General features: G+C 63.5%; 17 protein-coding genes. 8 read left to right on the top strand and 9 right to left on the bottom strand.

The annotated features are described in order from the left end of the window. Positions 1–105 precede the first annotated feature (105 nt). From LGR54_RS03540 to LGR54_RS03550, 3 genes are read right to left on the bottom strand one after another with little or no spacing between them, the layout of a single operon-like run. Positions 106–2,358, bottom strand: coding sequence for a molybdopterin cofactor-binding domain-containing protein (locus LGR54_RS03540; protein ID WP_230360562.1), 2,253 nt, complete (start codon positions 2,356–2,358; stop codon positions 106–108). Beyond that, positions 2,355–2,834, bottom strand: coding sequence for a (2Fe-2S)-binding protein (locus LGR54_RS03545; RefSeq protein ID WP_230360563.1), 480 nt, complete (start codon positions 2,832–2,834; stop codon positions 2,355–2,357). The genes LGR54_RS03540 and LGR54_RS03545 overlap by 4 nt, the downstream gene beginning before the upstream one ends. Beyond that, complete coding sequence (locus LGR54_RS03550) at positions 2,831–4,174, bottom strand: cytochrome c (RefSeq protein ID WP_230360564.1); 1,344 nt, start codon at positions 4,172–4,174, stop codon at positions 2,831–2,833. The genes LGR54_RS03545 and LGR54_RS03550 overlap by 4 nt, the downstream gene beginning before the upstream one ends. 515 nt (positions 4,175–4,689) lie before the next feature. On the opposite strand from LGR54_RS03550, the gene LGR54_RS03555 reads away from it, so the two are divergent. From LGR54_RS03555 to LGR54_RS03565, 3 genes are all read left to right on the top strand, one after another. Then, the gene (locus tag LGR54_RS03555) at positions 4,690–5,220 is read left to right on the top strand and encodes a DsbA family protein (RefSeq protein ID WP_230360565.1); all 531 of its coding nucleotides are present in this window, start codon (positions 4,690–4,692) and stop codon (positions 5,218–5,220) included. 85 nt (positions 5,221–5,305) lie between these two features. Next, positions 5,306–6,496: an MFS transporter gene (locus tag LGR54_RS03560; protein WP_370638117.1), complete on the top strand. Its 1,191-nt coding sequence runs from the start codon at positions 5,306–5,308 to the stop codon at positions 6,494–6,496. A gap of 21 nt (positions 6,497–6,517) precedes the next feature. Next, a complete protein-coding gene (locus LGR54_RS03565; protein WP_230360566.1) occupies positions 6,518–7,657 on the top strand; it encodes an alkene reductase in 1,140 nt (379 codons plus the stop codon). Between the two features lie 282 nt (positions 7,658–7,939). Here LGR54_RS03565 and LGR54_RS03570 read toward each other — a convergent pair whose 3' ends face one another. Further along, positions 7,940–9,577, bottom strand: a complete 1,638-nt coding sequence (locus LGR54_RS03570) for a Na+/H+ antiporter (protein WP_230360567.1) — start codon at positions 9,575–9,577, stop codon at positions 7,940–7,942. Positions 9,578–10,137: 560 nt separating this feature from the next. On the opposite strand from LGR54_RS03570, the gene LGR54_RS03575 reads away from it, so the two are divergent. From LGR54_RS03575 to LGR54_RS03590, 4 genes are read left to right on the top strand one after another with little or no spacing between them, the layout of a single operon-like run. Next, complete coding sequence (locus LGR54_RS03575) at positions 10,138–10,692, top strand: DUF3489 domain-containing protein (RefSeq protein WP_230360568.1); 555 nt, start codon at positions 10,138–10,140, stop codon at positions 10,690–10,692. Between the two features lie 4 nt (positions 10,693–10,696). Beyond that, the gene (locus LGR54_RS03580; protein WP_230360569.1) at positions 10,697–11,227 is read left to right on the top strand and encodes a DUF2924 domain-containing protein; all 531 of its coding nucleotides are present in this window, start codon (positions 10,697–10,699) and stop codon (positions 11,225–11,227) included. After that, the gene (locus LGR54_RS03585) at positions 11,220–11,780 is read left to right on the top strand and encodes a recombinase family protein (RefSeq protein ID WP_230360570.1); all 561 of its coding nucleotides are present in this window, start codon (positions 11,220–11,222) and stop codon (positions 11,778–11,780) included. The genes LGR54_RS03580 and LGR54_RS03585 overlap by 8 nt, the downstream gene beginning before the upstream one ends. A gap of 12 nt (positions 11,781–11,792) precedes the next feature. Further along, a complete protein-coding gene (locus tag LGR54_RS03590; RefSeq protein WP_370638135.1) occupies positions 11,793–12,824 on the top strand; it encodes a recombinase family protein in 1,032 nt (343 codons plus the stop codon). 59 nt (positions 12,825–12,883) lie between these two features. Here the strand turns inward: LGR54_RS03590 and LGR54_RS03595 are convergent, their stop codons facing one another. The 4 genes from LGR54_RS03595 to LGR54_RS03610 form a co-directional block, all read right to left on the bottom strand. Beyond that, positions 12,884–13,444: a DUF3291 domain-containing protein gene (locus tag LGR54_RS03595; protein WP_230360572.1), complete on the bottom strand. Its 561-nt coding sequence runs from the start codon at positions 13,442–13,444 to the stop codon at positions 12,884–12,886. Positions 13,445–13,924: 480 nt separating this feature from the next. After that, positions 13,925–14,827, bottom strand: a complete 903-nt coding sequence (locus LGR54_RS03600) for a plasmid partitioning protein RepB C-terminal domain-containing protein (RefSeq protein ID WP_230360573.1) — start codon at positions 14,825–14,827, stop codon at positions 13,925–13,927. Continuing rightward, a complete protein-coding gene (locus tag LGR54_RS03605) occupies positions 14,824–15,717 on the bottom strand; it encodes a plasmid partitioning protein RepB C-terminal domain-containing protein (RefSeq protein ID WP_230360574.1) in 894 nt (297 codons plus the stop codon). The genes LGR54_RS03600 and LGR54_RS03605 overlap by 4 nt, the downstream gene beginning before the upstream one ends. After that, entirely contained in the window at positions 15,714–17,231 is a 1,518-nt protein-coding gene (locus tag LGR54_RS03610) for a recombinase family protein (RefSeq protein ID WP_230360575.1), read from the bottom strand. Before LGR54_RS03610 ends, LGR54_RS03605 begins: the two co-directional genes overlap by 4 nt. Positions 17,232–17,356: 125 nt before the next feature. Between LGR54_RS03610 and LGR54_RS03615 the strand changes: the two genes are divergently transcribed. Then, the gene (locus tag LGR54_RS03615) at positions 17,357–17,767 is read left to right on the top strand and encodes a hypothetical protein (RefSeq protein WP_230360576.1); all 411 of its coding nucleotides are present in this window, start codon (positions 17,357–17,359) and stop codon (positions 17,765–17,767) included. Positions 17,768–17,828: 61 nt separating this feature from the next. On the opposite strand, the gene LGR54_RS03620 is transcribed toward LGR54_RS03615, so the two are convergent. Next, positions 17,829–18,260: a CopG family transcriptional regulator gene (locus LGR54_RS03620; protein ID WP_230360577.1), complete on the bottom strand. Its 432-nt coding sequence runs from the start codon at positions 18,258–18,260 to the stop codon at positions 17,829–17,831. Positions 18,261–18,265 lie beyond the last annotated feature (5 nt).

The following is an 18,265-nucleotide window of genomic DNA, read 5'->3' on the forward strand; positions in this document are numbered from 1 at the left end:
CCACCGTTTCAGCGTGCCCACTGCCCGATCAAGATGACGCGGCTGCGCGGCGGTCGTCTTCCGGACCCGAACGAGATCGGGGGGCGTGGTTTTGCGATACGCCCATCATGTGCCGGCCCTAGGCCGGCCGGCGAGCAGGTTTTGCGGGCGAATTTTCGCGGCATCGAGGGGCAACGCATGTAGTCGTTGTCCGGTGGCGTCACGCACAGCGTTCGCGATGGCCGCTCCTGTCGGCCCTTGCGCGGCCTCGCCCGCTCCAAGGAAGGGAAGGCCGGGGCGGTCGACGATGTGGACGTCGATCGCGCGCGGCACATGGGCGAAGCGCAGAATGGGATACGCCGCCCAGTCGATCGACGTGATGCGGCGCCGATCAAAGCGCACGCCCTCGAACAGCGTCCAGCTCGTCGCCTGTACGATCCCGCCCTCGATCTGGTTGCGCACGCCATCGGGATTGACGACCTGTCCGGTGTCCACGGCGGCCGTCGCCCGCTCCACGATCGTGCGGCCAGTGTCCTGATCGATAGATATCTCCAGCGCCACGGCGCACCAAGCTTCGAGATTCTTGTAGCGCGCGAAGCCAAAGCCGTATCCGCCTCCCGCCGGCAGCTTGGGCCGTCCATCCCAGCCGAAGCGTTCGGCCGCCGTGATGATCACCGCCTTCGCCCTCTCATCGGCGAGATGACGCAAGCGGAACGCTACGGGATCCTGCTTCGACAGACGCGCAAGATCATCCATGGTGCTTTCGATAGCGAACACATTGAGATAGCCGCCAAGCGAGCGCATGGAAGATCCGCGCAGGAGCATTTCCGGCAGGAAATGATTCACGGCCCGTGCATTCGGCAGCACATAGAGCGGTATTGCGTTGCGGTCTCCTCCACCTTCGGGCATCGGCAGGTCGACGGGAGGCGGCGGTGGGAACGGATCGGCCTTTTCCCGCGCGGCGAGCAAGGTGCCCGGTGGACCCGGCCGCATCATGTGAGATTGGCTCCAGACCTCCTGCCGCCAGGTGGAGATCATACCATCGGCGCCGAGCGCCGTCTGCAAATGGACGACCATGCCGGGGCCGAAAGGCTCCCAGGCGTGCTCCTGCTCGCGCATCCATTGCACGCGCACCGTCCGGCCAGGCAGGGCGCGCGCCAGCATCGCGACGTCGGCGCCGACATCGTCAGCACCGTTTTGGCCATAGCAGCCAGCACCTTCAACCTGGATGCACCGTACGTTCTCGCGAGGCATGGCGAAGAGCTCCGCCAGCGCATTGCGTAGTGGAAACACGCCCTGTGTGTGAGTCCAGACCGTGAGCGTGTCGCTGTCCATCCGCGCCACGGCACAGGAAGGGCCGATTGATCCGTGCGCGAGATAGGGGCGACTGAAGCTTGCATCAACATCATATTGCGCGGCGTCAGGCTTTCCGACGTCGAGAATGACGGTATCTTGCGTAGGCAGGGCCATCAGCGCCTCGGCTAACCGGGACTCGTCGGGAAGTTCGGCCGTCTCGTTCCATTTCGCGAGCGCCGCGAGCTGCCGCATGGCTTGGATGGCCGTCCATTCCTTCTCGGCGATCACACCGAGAAACGAACCGTCTTTCACGACCTTCACTACGCCGGTCATTCCTTCGACGGAGGTGGCATCGATCGAGACAAGACGGGCCCCATAACTGGGCGGGCGGACGACGCGCCCATGAAGCATGCCGGGCACCCGCATGTCCTGCACATAGGAGGCCACCCCGGTGAGCTTGGCGGGGATGTCGACGCGCGGCACCGGCTTGTCCATGACCGTAAAGTCTTTGGGGTCGGTCAGGTTGGAGGTGGGCTGCGCTTCGACATGCAGTAGTTGGGGCGAGACAAGCTCGCCATAGCTGAGGCGAAGGCCACCCGGACCGGTGACGACGCCATCGCGCGCTACCAACTCATCGGCGCCCGCGCCGGTACGACGTGAGGCCTCACCGATGAGAATCTCGCGGACCTGCGCGGCTGCGTTGCGAATGGCGGTACCGGAATCCTGAACGGAATGGCTGGCGGCGGTATACCCCTCGTTCGGTGTGCGTCCGGTGTCCGCCGTCACTAGCGTCAGCCGTGTAAGCGGCAGCTTCAATTCTTCCGCCGCCACTTGAAGCAGGGCGGTCTTGATGCCCTGGCCGAGTTCGGCCTTGCCGGTGAAGATCGTGGCACTGTCATCGGGATCAATGCGAATCCACGCGTCCAGCATCGGCGTGGAATCAAGATCGCCGGGCAGCCTGTGCACCGAAGTGTCGCCTACGCCGGTTTCCGTGAGGGCGAATGCCCGTCGTGTGAGCGCAAAGGACAAGATTAGCGCGCCGGTGCCTTGCAACACTGCGCGTCGGGAGATGTCGTGTCTCATTTGGTTGCCTCCGCTGCCGCGGACAGGCTCCGTGCGGCGTGTTTCACGGCGCGGATGATGCGCATATGTGTGCCGCAACGGCAGAGTTGCGGCTCGAGGGCGCCGCGGATCTCGTCGTCGTCGGGGTTCGGACTGCGTTCCAGCAAGGCTTGCGTCCGCATGATCATCCCAGCGATACAGTAGCCGCACTGTGCTGCCTGCTCCGCAATGAAGGCGGCCTGCACAGGGCCGGGATTCTCCAGCGTGCCCAGGCCCTCCAGGGTGCGTACTTCGCGGCCCTCCAGCAGAAGGAGTGGCGTGAGGCATGAAAAGACCGGCTGACCGTCGATCAGGACGGTACAGGCTCCGCACTGGCCAAGACCACAGCCGAACTTGGCACCGTTCAGCTCGAGTTCGTCGCGCAGCACGTAAAGGAGCGGCGTATCCGGATCGGAGGAAACAGTCCGGAGCTCGCCGTTGACGATAAGATGGGTCATCGTGTGGCTCGCACATGGATCGGAGGGGAGGCGGCTTTCCGGGCCGCTGCGACAGCGGCGGGGAGGTCGGGCCAGGCCGATTTGCCGGCAACCTCCACTCGTAAGAAAGTCAGGAGGGAGGCCAGCGTCGCGTTGGTCATGGATCCGGCGAAACCCGGCATAATGAGCGCCGGGTTGCCATCGCTTGCCGGCACGCCGTTCAACACGATGTCGAGGAGATTTTGCGGTGTGGAGGCCGATAGGCTGGTCGACAGGGCGAGATCGACCCCACCCAGCGGAAGCGGCCGCTCGCTGAGATGACAAGAGGCGCAAGCGGCGGAGAAGATCGCCCGGCCGATCGGGCCACCCGCCGCAGGAGTTGAAATAGCCGCCTGCCAGCCCGCTGACTGCGGGCGTTGGCCTGACGCATCGGGAGAAACGGTCGGTATCTGAACAGAGGGCCCCGCCGTGGCTCCGAGCGAAGCGAGGTAGTGCGCCATGGCCGCCACGTCTTGCGCCGGCGCCTCGGCTAGGTTCTCCACCACCGGCCGCATGGGGCCGAGAGCCACGCCATGGTGGGCCTGCCAGCCCTCTCGTAGATAGTGGTTCAGGGCATCCTCTGTCCATGGAATGGGCGCGGGCGAAAGACGCCCAAGCGGGAAGGCGGACCATCCTTCCACCTCGCCACCGGCGTAGTCCTCGGAGCGAGTCTCGGCGCCCATGAAATTGCGCGGCGTGTGGCACGCCCCGCAATGGGCGAGTCCCTCGACCAGATAGCGCCCACGATTCCAGATATCGTCATGCGTCGGATCGGTCGTGTAGCGCGCGGGATGGAAAAATAGCAGCTTCCATCCGGCGAGGACGAGACGCACATTGATTGGAAAGGGCAGATCGTTGGCTGGCGCTTCGGCCACGATGGGATCGCGGGTCATGAGAAACGCGTAGAGCGCCTTCATGTCCACATCGGTGGTCAGGCTGAAATGGTCATAGGGAAAGGCTGGGTAGAGATGGCGCCCTTCCCGGTCGACGCCCTCGCGCATGGCACGGGTGAACGCCTCAAGCGACCACTGCCCGATTCCCGTCCGTGCGTCGGGCGTGATGTTGGTAGAATAGATCGTTCCGAACGGAGTGGGCATGGCAAGGCCACCCGCGAATGTCCGCCCCCCGGGCGCGGTGTGGCAGGTGCGGCAATCACCGATTAGCGCCAGATCTGCGCCGTACCTCACCTCGGAGGCGTCAAAGCCTGTGGGTGATGGTGGGGCAATTGGAGGCAGGGCCGGTTGCCAGGCATAGATGAGCGCCGCGCTGCCTGCGCCGCATGCGAGGATAAAAGCAGTTGTAACGATCCGTTTGATGGTCATGCTGGAACTCCATCGCCGCAGTGAATAATGGGCGATGGATTAGATTTCTTCTGAGAATGCACACATCGGGATTGGTCATCGTTGTTTGTCGCGGTGTCTCATATCGATGGAATTGGCTGGCGATGCATGACGATGCCTTAGCGAACGTCCCCGTAGGCCTGGCTTAGCCTGGGCGAGCTTCGCGCCATGGGAGAAACGTAAACCCAAGTATTATTTTGGCACGCCAACAAGCAATTTCGCGCGTCGAACCGAACGGCAAATATGACGGCGTGGGTTGAGGAGCGGACAGGCGTTGAGATGCCGGCCTCCGTTCAGCTTGCGGCGTGCCATGTGGCCCGTCGTCCGGGGCTTTGGGGCTTGATAAGCCGCAGGTTACCGGCCCGTTGACGCAACGGAGGTCGCCATATGCTCGCGGCAACACGCAGGACGATTGCCCTTTTTGAACTCAGGCGTACCGAGGGTAGTTGCGCCGCGCCAGGCGCGGTCGTGATGTGCCGCGCGCAAGGAATTTCGGTATGACCCGTTCCGTTCCGCCCGTGAGTGTCGGGGATCACTCGATCGGATCCCACAACGCCTTGGTCACGCTGATCGAATACGGGGACTACGAGTGCCCGTACTGCGGTGAGGCCTATCCGGTCCTCAAAGCCGTGCAACAGGCGATGGGTATGCGGCTGCGCTTCGTTTTCCGCAATTTTCCCCTTGTCGATATGCATCCACATGCGCTGCGTGCGGCTGAATTTGCCGAAGCTGCGGCAATCGAAGGGCAGTTCTGGGCGGCTCACGACCTGCTTTATGAGCACCAGAACGCGCTCGATGACGAAAGCCTTATTGTCTATGGCGATCGTCTGGGCCTCAGTCGGGTGGGTTTGCTCGCAGCCTTCGAGGGGAGCGTCGACGCCAAGATCCGCACGGATTTTTCGGGCGGCGTATATGGTGGTGTGAACGGCACACCGTGCCTGTTCATCAACGGTGCCCGTTACGACGGTCCGCGTGATGTCGACAGCCTTGTCGCGGTTCTCGATCAGATGGCGCGGACCAGCGCCTGATTTCCACGTTCGCATGATGTTTCGCATCGGCACCGTCCTGAGGGGGCGGCGTCGTTCGCTTTCCCATTCACGATGGAATGTTTCCATGACGATGCAGCACACCGTTCAGGATAGTGAACCCACCACTTCCGTCCTTGGGGCCGGGGCGACTTTTGCGATGGCTACGGCCGCTGGTCTGGCCGTTGCCAACATTTATTATAATCAGCCTATGCTCGAATTGATCGAGCAGGACCTGCCCGGATCGCTGGCGGGGGCGATCCCCACGGCGACCCAGCTGGGTTATGCAGTTGGTCTCTTCCTCCTGGTCCCGCTTGGAGATCTCGTCGAACGGCGGCGCCTGATTGTCGCCCAGTTCCTTGTACTTGCCGTCGCCCTGCTGGGTGCGGCGATAGCGCCAAGCGCGCTACTTCTTGTATTTGCATCTCTCGCAGTCGGTCTCGTGTCGACGGTCGCACAACAGATTGTACCCTTCGCCGCACATCTTGCGGCTCCCGAGAAGCGCGGCGCAACGGTCGGCACCGTGATGGCGGGGCTGTTGACCGGCATCCTGCTCAGCCGGACGTTGGCAGGGTTTGTCGCTTCGCATGCCGGTTGGCGCGAAATGTTCTGGTTGGCCGTACCGCTCGCTGTCGGGGCAGCCGGCCTGATGATCGCCATCCTGCCACGGAGCACGCCGGACTCCACGCTCAGCTATCCCCGCCTTTTGCATTCGATCTGGCACCTGTGGCGTGAATTTCCAGCGTTGCGCCTCGCCGCTTTGACTCAGTCGGCGCTGTTCGCCGCCTTCACGGTGTTCTGGACCATTCTTGCCTTTCGGCTTGCCGAGCCGCGTTATGGCTTCGGCGCGGAGATCGCGGGGCTTTTCGGTCTTGTGGGTGCCGTCGGCATTCTTGCCGCGCCACTGGCGGGGCGTTTCGCCGACAAGCGCGGGCCGACACAGGCCGTGGTGCTTGGCGCGTTGGTCACGCTCGTCTCATGGATCGTATTCGGCCTTTGGACCTCGCTCGCCGGGTTGGTTGTCGGCGTCATATTGCTCGATTTCGGCATACAGAGCGCGCTTGTCTCGAACCAGCACATCGTGTTCGCGCTTCGGCCTGAAGCCCGCGCCCGGCTGAACACAGTGCTTATGGGCACGATGTTTCTCGGCGGAGCTCTTGGTTCGGCAACCGCGACCCTGGCTTGGGGAAGTGGTGGATGGTTGCTGGTCAGTGTGCTCGGCACCGCCTTCGCAGCGTTCGCTGCAGGACTTCAATTTTTGGCGTGGCGTTCTCGTTAGTATCCAATGGGAGGCATGAAAATGTCGGATCTTCTGTTCAGCTCCATCCAGGTCGGCAGGATGTCGCTCGCGTCACGCATCGTGATGGCACCACTGACCCGGTCGCGTGCCGGCGCCGGCAATGTTCCGACCGGAATCAATGTCGAATACTACCGGCAGCGGGCCGGAGCCGCGCTGATCATCACCGAGGCGACACAGATTTCCCAACAGGGCCAGGGCTATGCGTGGACGCCTGGCATCTATTCCGACGCTCAGGTCGAGGGATGGCGACCCATAGCGAAAGCCGTGCATGAAAAGGGAGGGCACATCTTCATGCAGCTTTGGCACGTGGGTCGTGTGTCGCATCCAAGTTTCCAGCCGGGCGGCGGGTTGCCGGTCGCACCGACGGCCATGCCGGTGGAAGGCAAGACCTTCATTGTGGATGCCGACGGCAACGGTACCTGGGCCGACCTGCTTGTCCCGCAGGAGCTGACGCTCGACGGTATTAAGGCGATTATCGCAGATTACGCGACAGCCGCAGTCAACGCACTCGCCGCGGGCATGGACGGTATCGAGATTCATGCCGCCAATGGCTATCTGATCGACCAGTTCATCAACAGCGCGAGCAACCACCGACGCGATGCTTATGGTGGTCCGGTCGCCCATCGTGCGCGACTTCTGCTCGAAATCGTCGACGCGGTCATTGCGGTGGCCGGCGAGGACCGCGTCGGCGTCCGACTGACGCCGCTGGGACGTTTCATGGGAATGGGCGACGACACGCCGGAGGAAACCTTCGACTATATCGCAACCGCGCTGGATCGGAGAAAGATCGCCTATCTGCACGCCGTCGAACCGACGACGTTCGGCGTCGAGACCGACATGCCGATCACGCCGGAGGGAGAAGCCATGATGCGCCTCATCCGTAAGCGTTTCTCGGGAACTATCATCGTCGCCGGCGGCTATGACCAGCGAAAGGCCGAACAGGCACTCGCTGACGGACGTGCCGATATGGTCGCGTTCGGGAAGCTCTTTATTTCCAATCCCGATCTCCCTGTCCGCTTTTCTGTGGGAGCCGCGCTCAACGAGGCGGATCGTGCGACTTTCTTCGGCGGAGGGGCTCATGGCTACACGGACTATCCATCGCTGCCTTCGTCTGTGACCCTGGAAGCCATTGCAGGATGATGCTCCGGACTGTTGCCGGCTCCGTGGGGACCAACGTTTGGAGGCATTTCACGGAGCCGGAGACAGACTGGGCACGGCAATGCCTGATTTCGACGACGCGCCCTCCATCTGAAACCAACCCTTGATCGTGCTCGCTACTGACCATGCTCCGGTAGATTGACGTGCTGATGTCGTGGGGCAGTCCGGTGCCGGGGCGATCCTGGCGGTTGAGGCGAAAGACGTTCCCCTTTTGTGGCTCGCACAAGGAGCTCGGCAAGCCGAAGAACGATCGGGCGAAGCAGCTTAGTCACCGGAAGCGGTCTGGAAGGCGGCCTCGGCGAGATCCATCTCCCGCAGCAATTTGTGGGCGATATCGCTCGATATGCGGTGGCTGCGCACCATAGCGATGATGGCGGCGCTTTCGGCTCTCAGAGCCAATACGTGCAGTTGCTCCTCGTCGTGCAGAGTGCCTTCCTCCCGAGGCTGCTGAGCTCCGGGCTGTAGCTGAGTCAGGCGGTGCTGGTAGTAGTCGGCAACGGCGGCAATCGCCGCCAAACGACTGCCCGCTTCCGGCCCCTGGTGCTCTCCGGCTCGCCCAAGCGCGGCGATCGCTGCCTTTGCCGCCTCAATGCGGGCCATCAGCTCTTGCTGGTCCTGTCGAGGTTCCTCCGGCATAGGCACCCCCTTCAACAGTCTCGGCAAACCGACATTGGCCAGGATCAGCGAACCGAGGATCACCCCTGCTGCGATGAGGATGGCAAGATCACGGGAGGGAAACGGCGACCCGTCAGGCAGCAGCAATGGGAGGCTGAGAGCGCCTGCAAGCGTGACGGTACCCCGGACGCCCGCCATCGACATCGCCAGGACCAGCCGGCTGTTCGGCATCCGTTGGCCATGGGCGAGCGTTGTGTTGAGCCGCAGCCAGATGAACACCGAGATCCAGACCCAGGCGAAACGCAGCACCGCAAGGGCGGCGATCACGGCCAGCACATAGATGGCGAGCCAGCCGAGCTGCGCATGGCCGCTCTCGGCAGCGCTCGCGCCAACGCGCGCCATGATGCCGGGCAATTGCTCACCGAGCAGCAGGAAAATGGCCCCGTTGAGTGCGAATTGCAGCGTCTCCCATACCGCGTTGCGGCGGATGCGTGTCACGGCAAGCGCCTGACCGCTCACCTCGATCCAACTCATCATCATGCCGGCAGCCACCGCCGCCAGCACCGGCGAGCAGCCGATCGCATCAGCCAGTGCATAGGCTCCGTAGGGGTTGAGGAGGCTGATCAGGATCTGGGAGGACGTGTTCTCCCCCAGCCGCGCCACCACCCACAGCTTGACCGAGGCGATGACCCTGCTGAAGGCGAGGCCAAGCGCCACCCCGCCGATCGTTGCCCAGGCAAGTCCGCCCACCGACGGCCAGAAGGGAAAGGTGCCGGTCATCATCACCGCTACGGCGAGGCGGAGGCAGACGAGACCGGACGCGTCGTTGAAAAGGGCTTCACCTTCCAGAATTCGGAGCAGCCGACGCGGGATCGGCACATCCGTCACCATGGCGGTGGCTGCCACGACGTCGGTGGGTGACAGCACCGCCGCCAGTGCAAAGCAGACCGGGAGCGGCATGGCGGGGAGGATCACGTGCAGCATGAGCCCAACCCCGAGCACGGTGAAGAAAACGAGCCCGAAAGCAAGCGACAGGACGATCGCCGCATTGTCCTGAAGGTCGCGCTTCGGCACGCGCCAGCCGTCGAGGAACAGAAGCGGCGGCAGGAACAGCAGGAAGAACAGTTCAGGTTGTAGCGTCACGCCGAAATCGGTGGTGAGGCCGATGACGGCGCCGGCGGCGATCTGGATGAGTGGTGGGGCGATCCGCCCCCCTGCTGCGCCGGCGATCCAATGGGTGGCAACGACCCCGACCAAGAGCACGAGGATGATCCAGAGCAGGTTCATGTGGTCTCACCGGGAGAGATGCGGAGCGGGTTTCGTTGGGATGTTCTGGCTGGCGACATGATGCAGGCTTGAACGGTCGATCCCTCCGCTCGCATGGCGGATGGTCTGAAGAGGAGGGGGGGACGAAATCCCTCGGGAGAGGGCGACGGCTCAGGCCGCTGCGGGCGAGCATGCCGGGCGGGAGCGTGTCGGTCTTTTCGATCCACATCGCTGATGCGGTTTCGATCGGCGGGACGTCACGCTGGAGGCTGCGGGGCGGGTGAGAGCCATGGCCGTTTCCGGACGACGCTCGCATCCGTAAGCGCCTGACACAAAGCACTGTTATTTCTCACAATCCGCTCGACTTCGCTGCGCTGTGGAGCGATCAGTGGTCGCCAGGACGACGACGCAAACGAGGGGCTCCGGGACAAGGCTGCGTTGGCTGAAGCTCCCTGGCTTCGGTCAGCGGATAGACGGCCGGGCGATCTCCGCTTCGCCGCATTGACGGCAGGATGGCTCCCGTTTCGGGGGCTTGTGGCAGTGGCGGCGCTGATGCCGCCAGATCCCAACGGAGCTGCCTCATGCCGCGTGCGTTCAAACCCACTGACACCCACCTCGTTCTGCTGTCGGCTGCGGCCCAGCGCGACGATCTGCTGCTCGATCTGGCCTCCCGCCTGGAAGGCGCTGACCTGCAGCGTACCGGAGAGAAGCTGCTGGCCGCGGGCCTGGTTGCTGAGACGGTGGCGGGACCGGATCAACCGACCTGGCGCAGCGACGATAACGAGCAGCGCATCGGCCTGATGCTCACGCCGTCCGGCTTGGCCGCGATCGGGGTGGAAGCTGGCGCCTCCACGGAGGTCGATGTTGTGGCGACGGGGGAGGGCGCGGAGACGGCGGTTGTCGCACCTCGCGAACGCAGCGGTACCAAGCGCGCCCTGGTGATCGATCTGCTGAGCCGGGAGGAGGGGGCCTCGGTTGCCGACCTCATGAGCGCGACCGGCTGGCTGGCGCACACCACCCGTGCGGCGCTCACCGGCCTGCGCAAGCAGGGCCATGTGCTGATCAAGGCGTCGGGACCGGATGGCAAGACGATCTACCGGATTGTCGTGGCGTCCACGGCTGTGGCGGGAGCGTGAGGTCATGCCGGCGATGACCCTCACCCCGGAGGCGCTCGAGCGGGAGCTGGCGAACCTCGGGACGCTCGACCTGCCGGAGCTCAGGGACATGTTCCTTGAGCTGATCGGCACGCCGCTGCCGAAATTCCTGCGCACGGGCTTCGTCCGGCGCGTGGTCGCCCATGCACTGCGTGAACGCGCGGACGGCGGTCTCGACCGCGAGACCCGCAGGCAGCTCGACGATCTGGTAGCGCAGATCACCCCGAACGGTCAGGCGCCACTGATGCGACCGAACCGCAAGCTGCGCTCCGGCACCCGGCTGGTGCGCGAATGGCAGGGCAAGGTCCATGAGGTCGCCGTCACCAAGGACGGTTATGTCTGGAACGGCACCACCCACCAATCACTGTCGAAGATCGCCAGCTCCATCACCGGCACGCGCTGGAACGGCTGGGTGTTCTTCGGGGTGAAGAAGCCGGCACCGCCGGAGCGCGATGCCTTGCCGACCCCGGCGAACTCGGGTGCCGGTCGCACGCGTCGGGAGGCCGCCCATGGCTGAGACCCGACGCACCATCCGCTGTGCCATCTACACCCGCAAATCCAGCGAGGAGGGGCTGGAGCAGGACTTCAACTCCCTGCATGCCCAGCGCGAGGCCTGCGAGGCCTTCATCGCCAGCCAGAAGCACGAGGGCTGGCAGCTGCTGCCGGCCCGCTATGACGATGGCGGCTACTCCGGTGGCAACATGGAGCGTCCGGGTCTGACCCGGCTGCTGGCCGACATCGCCTCGGGTAGCATTGATGTGGTGGTGGTCTACAAAGTCGACCGTCTCACCCGCTCGCTGACCGATTTCGCCCGCATCGTCGAGGTGCTCGACCATAGCAATGCCAGCTTTGTGTCGGTGACCCAGTCCTTCAACACCACCACCAGCATGGGGCGGCTGACGCTGAACGTGCTGTTGTCCTTTGCCCAGTTCGAGCGTGAGGTCACCGGCGAACGCATCCGCGACAAGATCGCCGCCTCGAAGAAGACGGGGCTGTGGATGGGCGGCCATGTGCCGCTCGGCTACGACGCCGCGGGGCGCACCCTCGTCCTCAACCCACCTCAGGCCTAGACGATCCGCACCATCTATCGTCTCTATCTCGAGCTACGCTCGGTCGATGCGGTGAAGGAGGAACTGGCCCGCCGGGGACTTCGCGCCACCAACAGCCCCTTCTCCCGCGGCCATCTCTACCGCCTGCTGGAGAACCCGATCTATATCGGCCGCATCCGGCACAAGGCGACCATCTACAAGGGCCAGCACCCGGCGCTCATCGATCGGCCGCTCTGGGATCAGGTGCAGGCGCTGCTGGCGCAGAACCGCGCTGGCCAGCCGCACCGTTCGAGATCGAAGAACCCCAGCCTGTTTGCTGGTTTGCTGTTCGATCACAAGGGCCGGAGACTTCTGTCCACCCATGCGGTGAAGCGCGGGGTGCGCTATCGCTACTATGTCAGCCCGGACCGGCTGAAGCGTCAGGCCGATGCACCATCTCCCGATGCGGCGCCTGGCCTGCGGCTTGCCACCGCCGAAGTGGAGGACGCCATCCTCGCGCTGCTGAAGCGCCTGCTGCGCGATCGCGACTGGCTGCTCGGCGCGGTCATCCCGCCGCAGGCCTCCCTCGACCTGCAGCAGACGATCCTCCGCCGGGCCGACCATCTCGCAGAGCGTCTCGCCAGCGACAATCCGGTCACAAGGCGCGATGCCGTGCTCACTCTGCTGCAGCGTGTCGATCTCCGCGACGACGAGGTGCAGCTGACGCTGCAACCGCAAGCACTGGGCCATGCCACGACCCCGATCGCCGTCGCCCGCCCGCTTGCACTTCGCCGCCGCGGCGTCGAGACCAAGCTGATCATCGAGGGGGAGGGGCCGGCCGATCCGCAGCCCGATCCCGCCATGGTGCGCGCTCTCGCGCAGGCGCATCGCTGGTGGCGCGATCTCCTCGACAAGCGCTACCCGACGATGAAGGAGATCGCCCAGGCCTACCGCACCGACGAGCGCTACGTCGCCCGGATCATCCCGCTCGCCTTTCTTCCTGCCCAACTCACCCGCGACATCCTCAACGGCACCCAGCCGCCCGAGATGACATTGGTCGAGCTGATGGCGGGCGAGGGTGCTTGAGGGACCGAATGTCGGCATGCGGAACGGGAAGTGTTGACCCGAAGTAGGTCGCAAGCCGCCTACCGTTCGTGAACCGTCAGCCGGGCCTGAGCAGCGGCATTTCTCCCCTTCTGACGCTGGACTGCAGCTCGATCTACCGCCGTTGGATTACCGTGAGGGTCGAACGGCTTTTTGAAATCGAACGCGAAGTAGGTGGGGCCATGGTCGTGAATGTGCTCCAGCCGCTCGACACCCTCTTGCCAACTCGGAACAGAGCCCTCGCGGACCCACCAGAGGACGTAAGGTGGCCATTTGTGCCGATCGAACCACTGCCGGGCGTTCTGCATCGCCTCGATGTGAATGCCCGAGTAGGTGAAGGCGAACAACGAGGATAGGTCCCGCCACAGCGACAGCGATGACGGGGCCCAGCCGTCGCCGTTATCGACATAGAAGCGCGGAAACACTTGAGGCCCCCAGCTGGCTGGGGCCTCTTCCTCCCCGTGACCGGACCGGGCGATAAACCCTTCGCTGATCTCCGCAGCGCGAAAATTCAGGTCGTTCCTGTCGTGGAAGCCTTGGTTGATCGGCTCGTCTGACGGGACTCGGAAATTATTGAAATTGTAGATGGCAAGGTGATGCATGCCTTCGCCGTTTACTCCGGTTTGTACGACCACTTTTGATCAGAATATTCGGGCTGCGCTTCGGCTACTAGGGGTCGGGAGCAGAGCGGCAGCTGCGCGGCATACGCAGCCCGATAGCTGACCGTCCGGAGACGGCCCCTAACCGGCCATTCGTCGCCGCCGTAGCGAACTTCTGCTTCTGGCGCAAAGGCGCCCGACTTGCCCGCCTCGCTAATGTCCGCTTTTGGGCCGCGGTCGTCACCAGATGAATGACCGAGAACGCGGCGCAAAGCGTACGTCGCCGAAAGGGCAGTCGAGGGCTGGTATGGGTCACGAATACCACTCTGACGTTTCAGTCGGGTGCGAGCAGAAGCATCATTTTTCGCGTCGGTTTTTATGTGCTGAACGAAGTCAGAGGTTCCCAAATAAACCACCGCGGCACACTGTGCGCATCGGCTGCCACTGTTCGCCGAGACGTAAATGAGCTGCAGGGCAGCTAAACTACGCTGCCTGGTCCGCAAAGGAGGCGGCGTCAGCAATTGCCTGAAATTGCTCTAGGTATTCGGGTCGATGCTGAAGGAGATAGCGCACGACGCGTGGATTGCCGAGCAGCTTCCCGAGGTACCCCCTTACGACGGTAAGTTGGAGATGATCCTTGCCATAGGTCTCGTGGATCTCGGCCATCGATTCCTGAAGCCGGGCAAGCTCCTTCTCCATCCTGGCCATTGCCTCCGGCGTGACGCCGCGCACCTTCTTCGATTTCTTCTCCCCGGCGAGTTCGCTGGACGGGGTACCGGCGAGCAATGCCGTCGCGTAGGCCGCCGTGTAGTTGTTCGCCGCGATCATCAGCTCGGTGGCCTCGATCTGCCGCAGAGGCTTCATCCGCTTGAGGATCTCGAACACAGCCATCGGACACATCGTGTCCTTTAGCATCGAGACGACCTCGTGACTGATACCGTCGAGAAGGTTCGCCTTCCGCCTCACACTGTTGACATGGAGGCTGAGCGCGCGGGCGATTTTTTCGCTGGAGACGCCCCGGGCGATGGCCTTCCGGATCATGGCGTGTTCCTGGACGGCAGACAGGCGGCTGATCCGCTTGTTGAAGGTGAAGGCCTCGTCGTCGGTCGAGACCAAACACTCGACCTCGGTCCTATCGAGGTCCTTCAGGATCTCCACGCGGACATGTCCGTCGAGTAGGAGGAAGTTCTTTGGATTGCCTTCTATCCTGGCAACGACAGGCGGCTCGACTAGCCCGACCTCGATCACCGAGGTGCGGATCTGCTGGTACTTGTGGCTCGCTTTGACCGAGGGCCTCGGGGGACGGACAGGTAGGAGGGCAGCGATCGGCACGGTGATGCATTCGGGCTCGAAAGCGATCCGCGCGAAGGTCTCGATCTCGCTCATGCCGCTTCTCCCAAGATGCGCATCTCCAGGTCCTTCGGCATGGTGTCAAGCTTCTCAGCCCGGAGCAGGGTGACAAAGTTTTCGTCGACCCGCAGATTCTTGAGCGCCTCGACGATGAAAAGGAGACGCGTCTGCGTGACCTCGGCCTTCTTGACGAGCAGACGCTGTTTGTCGGCCTCCTGCTGGAAAATCCGGACAAAGGCCTCGGAGGTCCTTGCCCGTGTCAGCTTTTTGCCGAATGCGTTCATGGAGATGTGTTTGCCTCGCCGGGTCCGCTGTTCGATCAGGCGCCGCATCTTGATGAGCCGCGGTCCCGTAATTTTCCCCTCTGTATAGGCCTCCGCGAGCATGTGTTGGATCACCTCGTCGTCGGCACGGACGATCTCGATCGCCACCGAGATTGGGATCGTCCCGGCGTCGACGGCCTCGATGAGGCGTTGTTCGCCCTTCTCGATCAGCAATGCCATCATGCTTACCCATTCGGGCGTGGTGCCGATCTTGTCAGCGATCTGCCGGTCCGTGTAGCCGCGCTTCCGCAGCGTGGCGACATCCTGGAGCAAATCAATGGATCGGTGCTGCCGCCGGGCGCAATTCTCCACGAGGCTCATGATCAGGCACTCTTCGTCGGACGCTGCCGTCACGATTGCGGGGATCTCGGTTCGCCCGAGCTCTCGGAACGCCTCAATGCGTCCTTGGCCGCAGGCGAGCCCGTAGGATCGCTGGCCGTCCGCTCCCATCATCGTGTTCACCCGAATCGGACGCTTCAGGCCAACCGTCCGGATGCTCTCGACCACGTCCATGAACTTGCGCCGGTTGCGGACGCGCGGGTTCAGCACGACGATCCGGTCGATCGGGATCATCTGCACGCAGGTATTCGTCGCTTGGGTCATGCCGCCTCCTCAAACAGTGCTCGGGCCGCCAGGGAGAAAAAGAAGTCGAGGGTCTCGAAGCGATAGCTATCCAGGGATAGGCCGTTGCTCTCCCCGAGCCGAAGCCTGTGTTCGGCCATGTCGAGACGCGGTAGCAGATAGTAGTCGAGCGGGGAGACGTTGATGCGATCCATGCGCACCGCGACTGTGATGTCGGGCACCAGTCCGGTGTCGAGCCGAATGCGCCAGCGCGGCGAGCCCCCCTGCGTTTCGCCGCAGCGCGCAACGACCACGGAGGCGGTGAACTCGCCGTTGACGTCGAGCAAGCCGGTGTGGGGATCGACTTGAACCTCGCCGCCTGCGTTCCTCAAACCGTCCACCACCAATGCGACTACGTCGGGATGCATCGCCCGTAGGCGCCGGTTGATCTCGACATAGCGATAGTCACGCCGCGGGTTGTACCCGACGAGATGGTAAGCACGCAGCAGGCTGCCAAAGCGGCTTCGGTAGACGCTGCTTGACGGCATATCCTCATGCTCGTCGATGACTAGGCAGGAGAGCGCGCCCTGCTCAAGGAGGAGCGACCGGAGCAGGTCGAGGAGATCAGCGTCAGTCAGCCTCCGGCTGCGATCCTCCACGATCCTGGCGGCGCGCTCGAAAGTGGCGGCATCGACGATAGGTGTGAAAACGGCGCGCGCACGAACCCAATGCTCCGGGGCGTTCACGACGCGGCGCATCTTCAGCTTGAAGGAAACGCGATTGAAAACGTTGTCGCCGATGTATTTGGGGCTCGTCAGGACCTGATGGACGGTCCCGCGCGTCCATGGACGCCCGAGGTTGGTGACGATGCCATCGCGATTCAGGCTGGTTGCGATCTCGGATTCCTGGATACCCTTCTCGACGAAGAGTCGGTAGATGCGCCGGACTGTCTCGACCTCGTCGAGTGGTCCGGGGACCAGGATCACCCGTTCGGTCTGAAGGCTCTTGCGCTCGCCGATCGCGAGTTCGGCCTTCGGCTCGCCATGCTCGTCGATGAGGAGCCGCCGAAGTCCATATCCGGCCATTCCCCCTTGCCGAAACCCCTTCTCGACGAGGCGGCACTGGCCGGCGAAGACTTTGACCGAAAGCTCGCGGCTGTATTCGCCGGCCATGACCCGCTTGACGGTCTTCAGCAGGTTGGAGCCAATGCTGCCGTCGTTTTCGAACTGTTCAGCGCAATAGTGGACAACGATGTCCGCGCGATAACACATGAATTCGAGGTGGGCGCCGTGGTCGGCGTTTTGGAAGCGCCCCCAGCGGCTCACGTCATAGACAAGGATCGTGCCGAAATCCGCGGCGCTCCGCTCGACGTCGGAAAGAAGCCGTTGGAACGCGTCGCGTCCCTCCAAGTTTAGTCCACTCTTGCCGGCATCCTCATAAACGCGGACGATTTCGATGTCCCTTGCTGCGGCGAACCTCCGGATGGTGTCGAGCTGGTTCTCGGTTGAATAGCGCTGATGGTCGGTCGACATCCGCACATAGGCGGCTGCCCGCATCGACCGGTCCTCGCCGGCCCTCGCCGTTCGCGGGAGTCCCTCCACCCTGCTCACACGCTGACGCTCCACTTTCTGGCGTCGACTGCCGGCGCACTCCCTCGGCACTAGAGCGCGGAGCTGATGGAATGTCCTTTCTGGATTCGGGCACTATCTTTCCCAAACGGCGCAGCCGTGAGCCTGCAAGACCGTCATTTGCCAAGCTAGTCTCCACGGCATTGCGAGCTTCGCTGCGTGGCCAGTCCTCCTCTATCAAGACGGTGGCGCTCTGGACCGGCGCGAATGAACGGACCGTAAAGAACTGGTTCGCCGGTGATCGGGCCCCGTCCGGAGATCATTTTCTAGGGTTGGCAGCAAACTCGCCTGCGGTGCTCGCGGCCTTCCTGGCGGCCATCCACCGGAATGACTGCCTCGTCATGGCCGATATCGAGGAGGCGCGCGCCAAGGTCGCTGCGGCGCTTGTAACCTTGGATGCCGTGCGCGCCGTGCAACTGGAAGCTATTGGAAGGACGGGGAACTCCGACCCACGGAGCGGCTGACGAACCTCAGGAGATGGCTTTGTTTTGGGTGAGTCCGGAGCGATGCCTCAACTCCGGCCCCCTAGTCTTTCTCTGGTCCTACAACATCCTCAACGATCTCCTGCCGCAGCTGCGGCCCCTTGGCGAGGCGCCGGCCGAGCGCGCTGGTGTAGGCCGCGTAGCGCTCGGAAACCTTGGCCCGGGCCGCCTGGGCGGCCGGTTCGGGCAGCGCGGGGGTGGTGGCGAGCCAGAAGCGTACGAAGGTGGCGAAGGCTTCGGTCGAGATGCCAAGGTCGCGCTCCAGCCGCGCGAGGCGGCGATCGATCTGGCCGAGGCGCCGGGCAAGAGCGGCCTCCTGACGCTCGGCACTGTCGGGCGACAGGAAGGAGGCGATCGCGGCCTGGGCGATCAGGGACATGGACTGGTCGCGCTGGGCGGCGTAGTGCGCCAGCATGTCCATGATGTCGGGCTCGAGATAGACGGAGATCTGCGCTTTCTTCGTGCGACCTGCCAAGGCGA

The sequence above is a fragment of the Ancylobacter sp. Lp-2 genome (genome assembly GCF_020523795.1).
GTDB lineage: Bacteria > Pseudomonadota > Alphaproteobacteria > Rhizobiales > Xanthobacteraceae > Ancylobacter.

Bases quoted from the DNA above. Each gene is read 5' to 3' on its own strand.
- LGR54_RS03540 (WP_230360562.1), bottom strand. From the start codon at position 2,358: ATGAGACACGACATCTCCCGACGCGCAGTGTTGCAAGGCACCGGCGCG.
- LGR54_RS03545 (WP_230360563.1), bottom strand. From the start codon at position 2,834: ATGACCCATCTTATCGTCAACGGCGAGCTCCGGACTGTTTCCTCCGAT.
- LGR54_RS03550 (WP_230360564.1), bottom strand. From the start codon at position 4,174: ATGACCATCAAACGGATCGTTACAACTGCTTTTATCCTCGCATGCGGC.
- LGR54_RS03555 (WP_230360565.1), top strand. From the start codon at position 4,690: ATGACCCGTTCCGTTCCGCCCGTGAGTGTCGGGGATCACTCGATCGGA.
- LGR54_RS03560 (WP_370638117.1), top strand. From the start codon at position 5,306: ATGACGATGCAGCACACCGTTCAGGATAGTGAACCCACCACTTCCGTC.
- LGR54_RS03565 (WP_230360566.1), top strand. From the start codon at position 6,518: ATGTCGGATCTTCTGTTCAGCTCCATCCAGGTCGGCAGGATGTCGCTC.
- LGR54_RS03570 (WP_230360567.1), bottom strand. From the start codon at position 9,577: ATGAACCTGCTCTGGATCATCCTCGTGCTCTTGGTCGGGGTCGTTGCC.
- LGR54_RS03575 (WP_230360568.1), top strand. From the start codon at position 10,138: ATGCCGCGTGCGTTCAAACCCACTGACACCCACCTCGTTCTGCTGTCG.
- LGR54_RS03580 (WP_230360569.1), top strand. From the start codon at position 10,697: ATGCCGGCGATGACCCTCACCCCGGAGGCGCTCGAGCGGGAGCTGGCG.
- LGR54_RS03585 (WP_230360570.1), top strand. From the start codon at position 11,220: ATGGCTGAGACCCGACGCACCATCCGCTGTGCCATCTACACCCGCAAA.
- LGR54_RS03595 (WP_230360572.1), bottom strand. From the start codon at position 13,444: ATGCATCACCTTGCCATCTACAATTTCAATAATTTCCGAGTCCCGTCA.
- LGR54_RS03600 (WP_230360573.1), bottom strand. From the start codon at position 14,827: ATGAGCGAGATCGAGACCTTCGCGCGGATCGCTTTCGAGCCCGAATGC.
- LGR54_RS03605 (WP_230360574.1), bottom strand. From the start codon at position 15,717: ATGACCCAAGCGACGAATACCTGCGTGCAGATGATCCCGATCGACCGG.
- LGR54_RS03610 (WP_230360575.1), bottom strand. From the start codon at position 17,231: ATGCGGGCAGCCGCCTATGTGCGGATGTCGACCGACCATCAGCGCTAT.
- LGR54_RS03615 (WP_230360576.1), top strand. From the start codon at position 17,357: ATGTCCTTTCTGGATTCGGGCACTATCTTTCCCAAACGGCGCAGCCGT.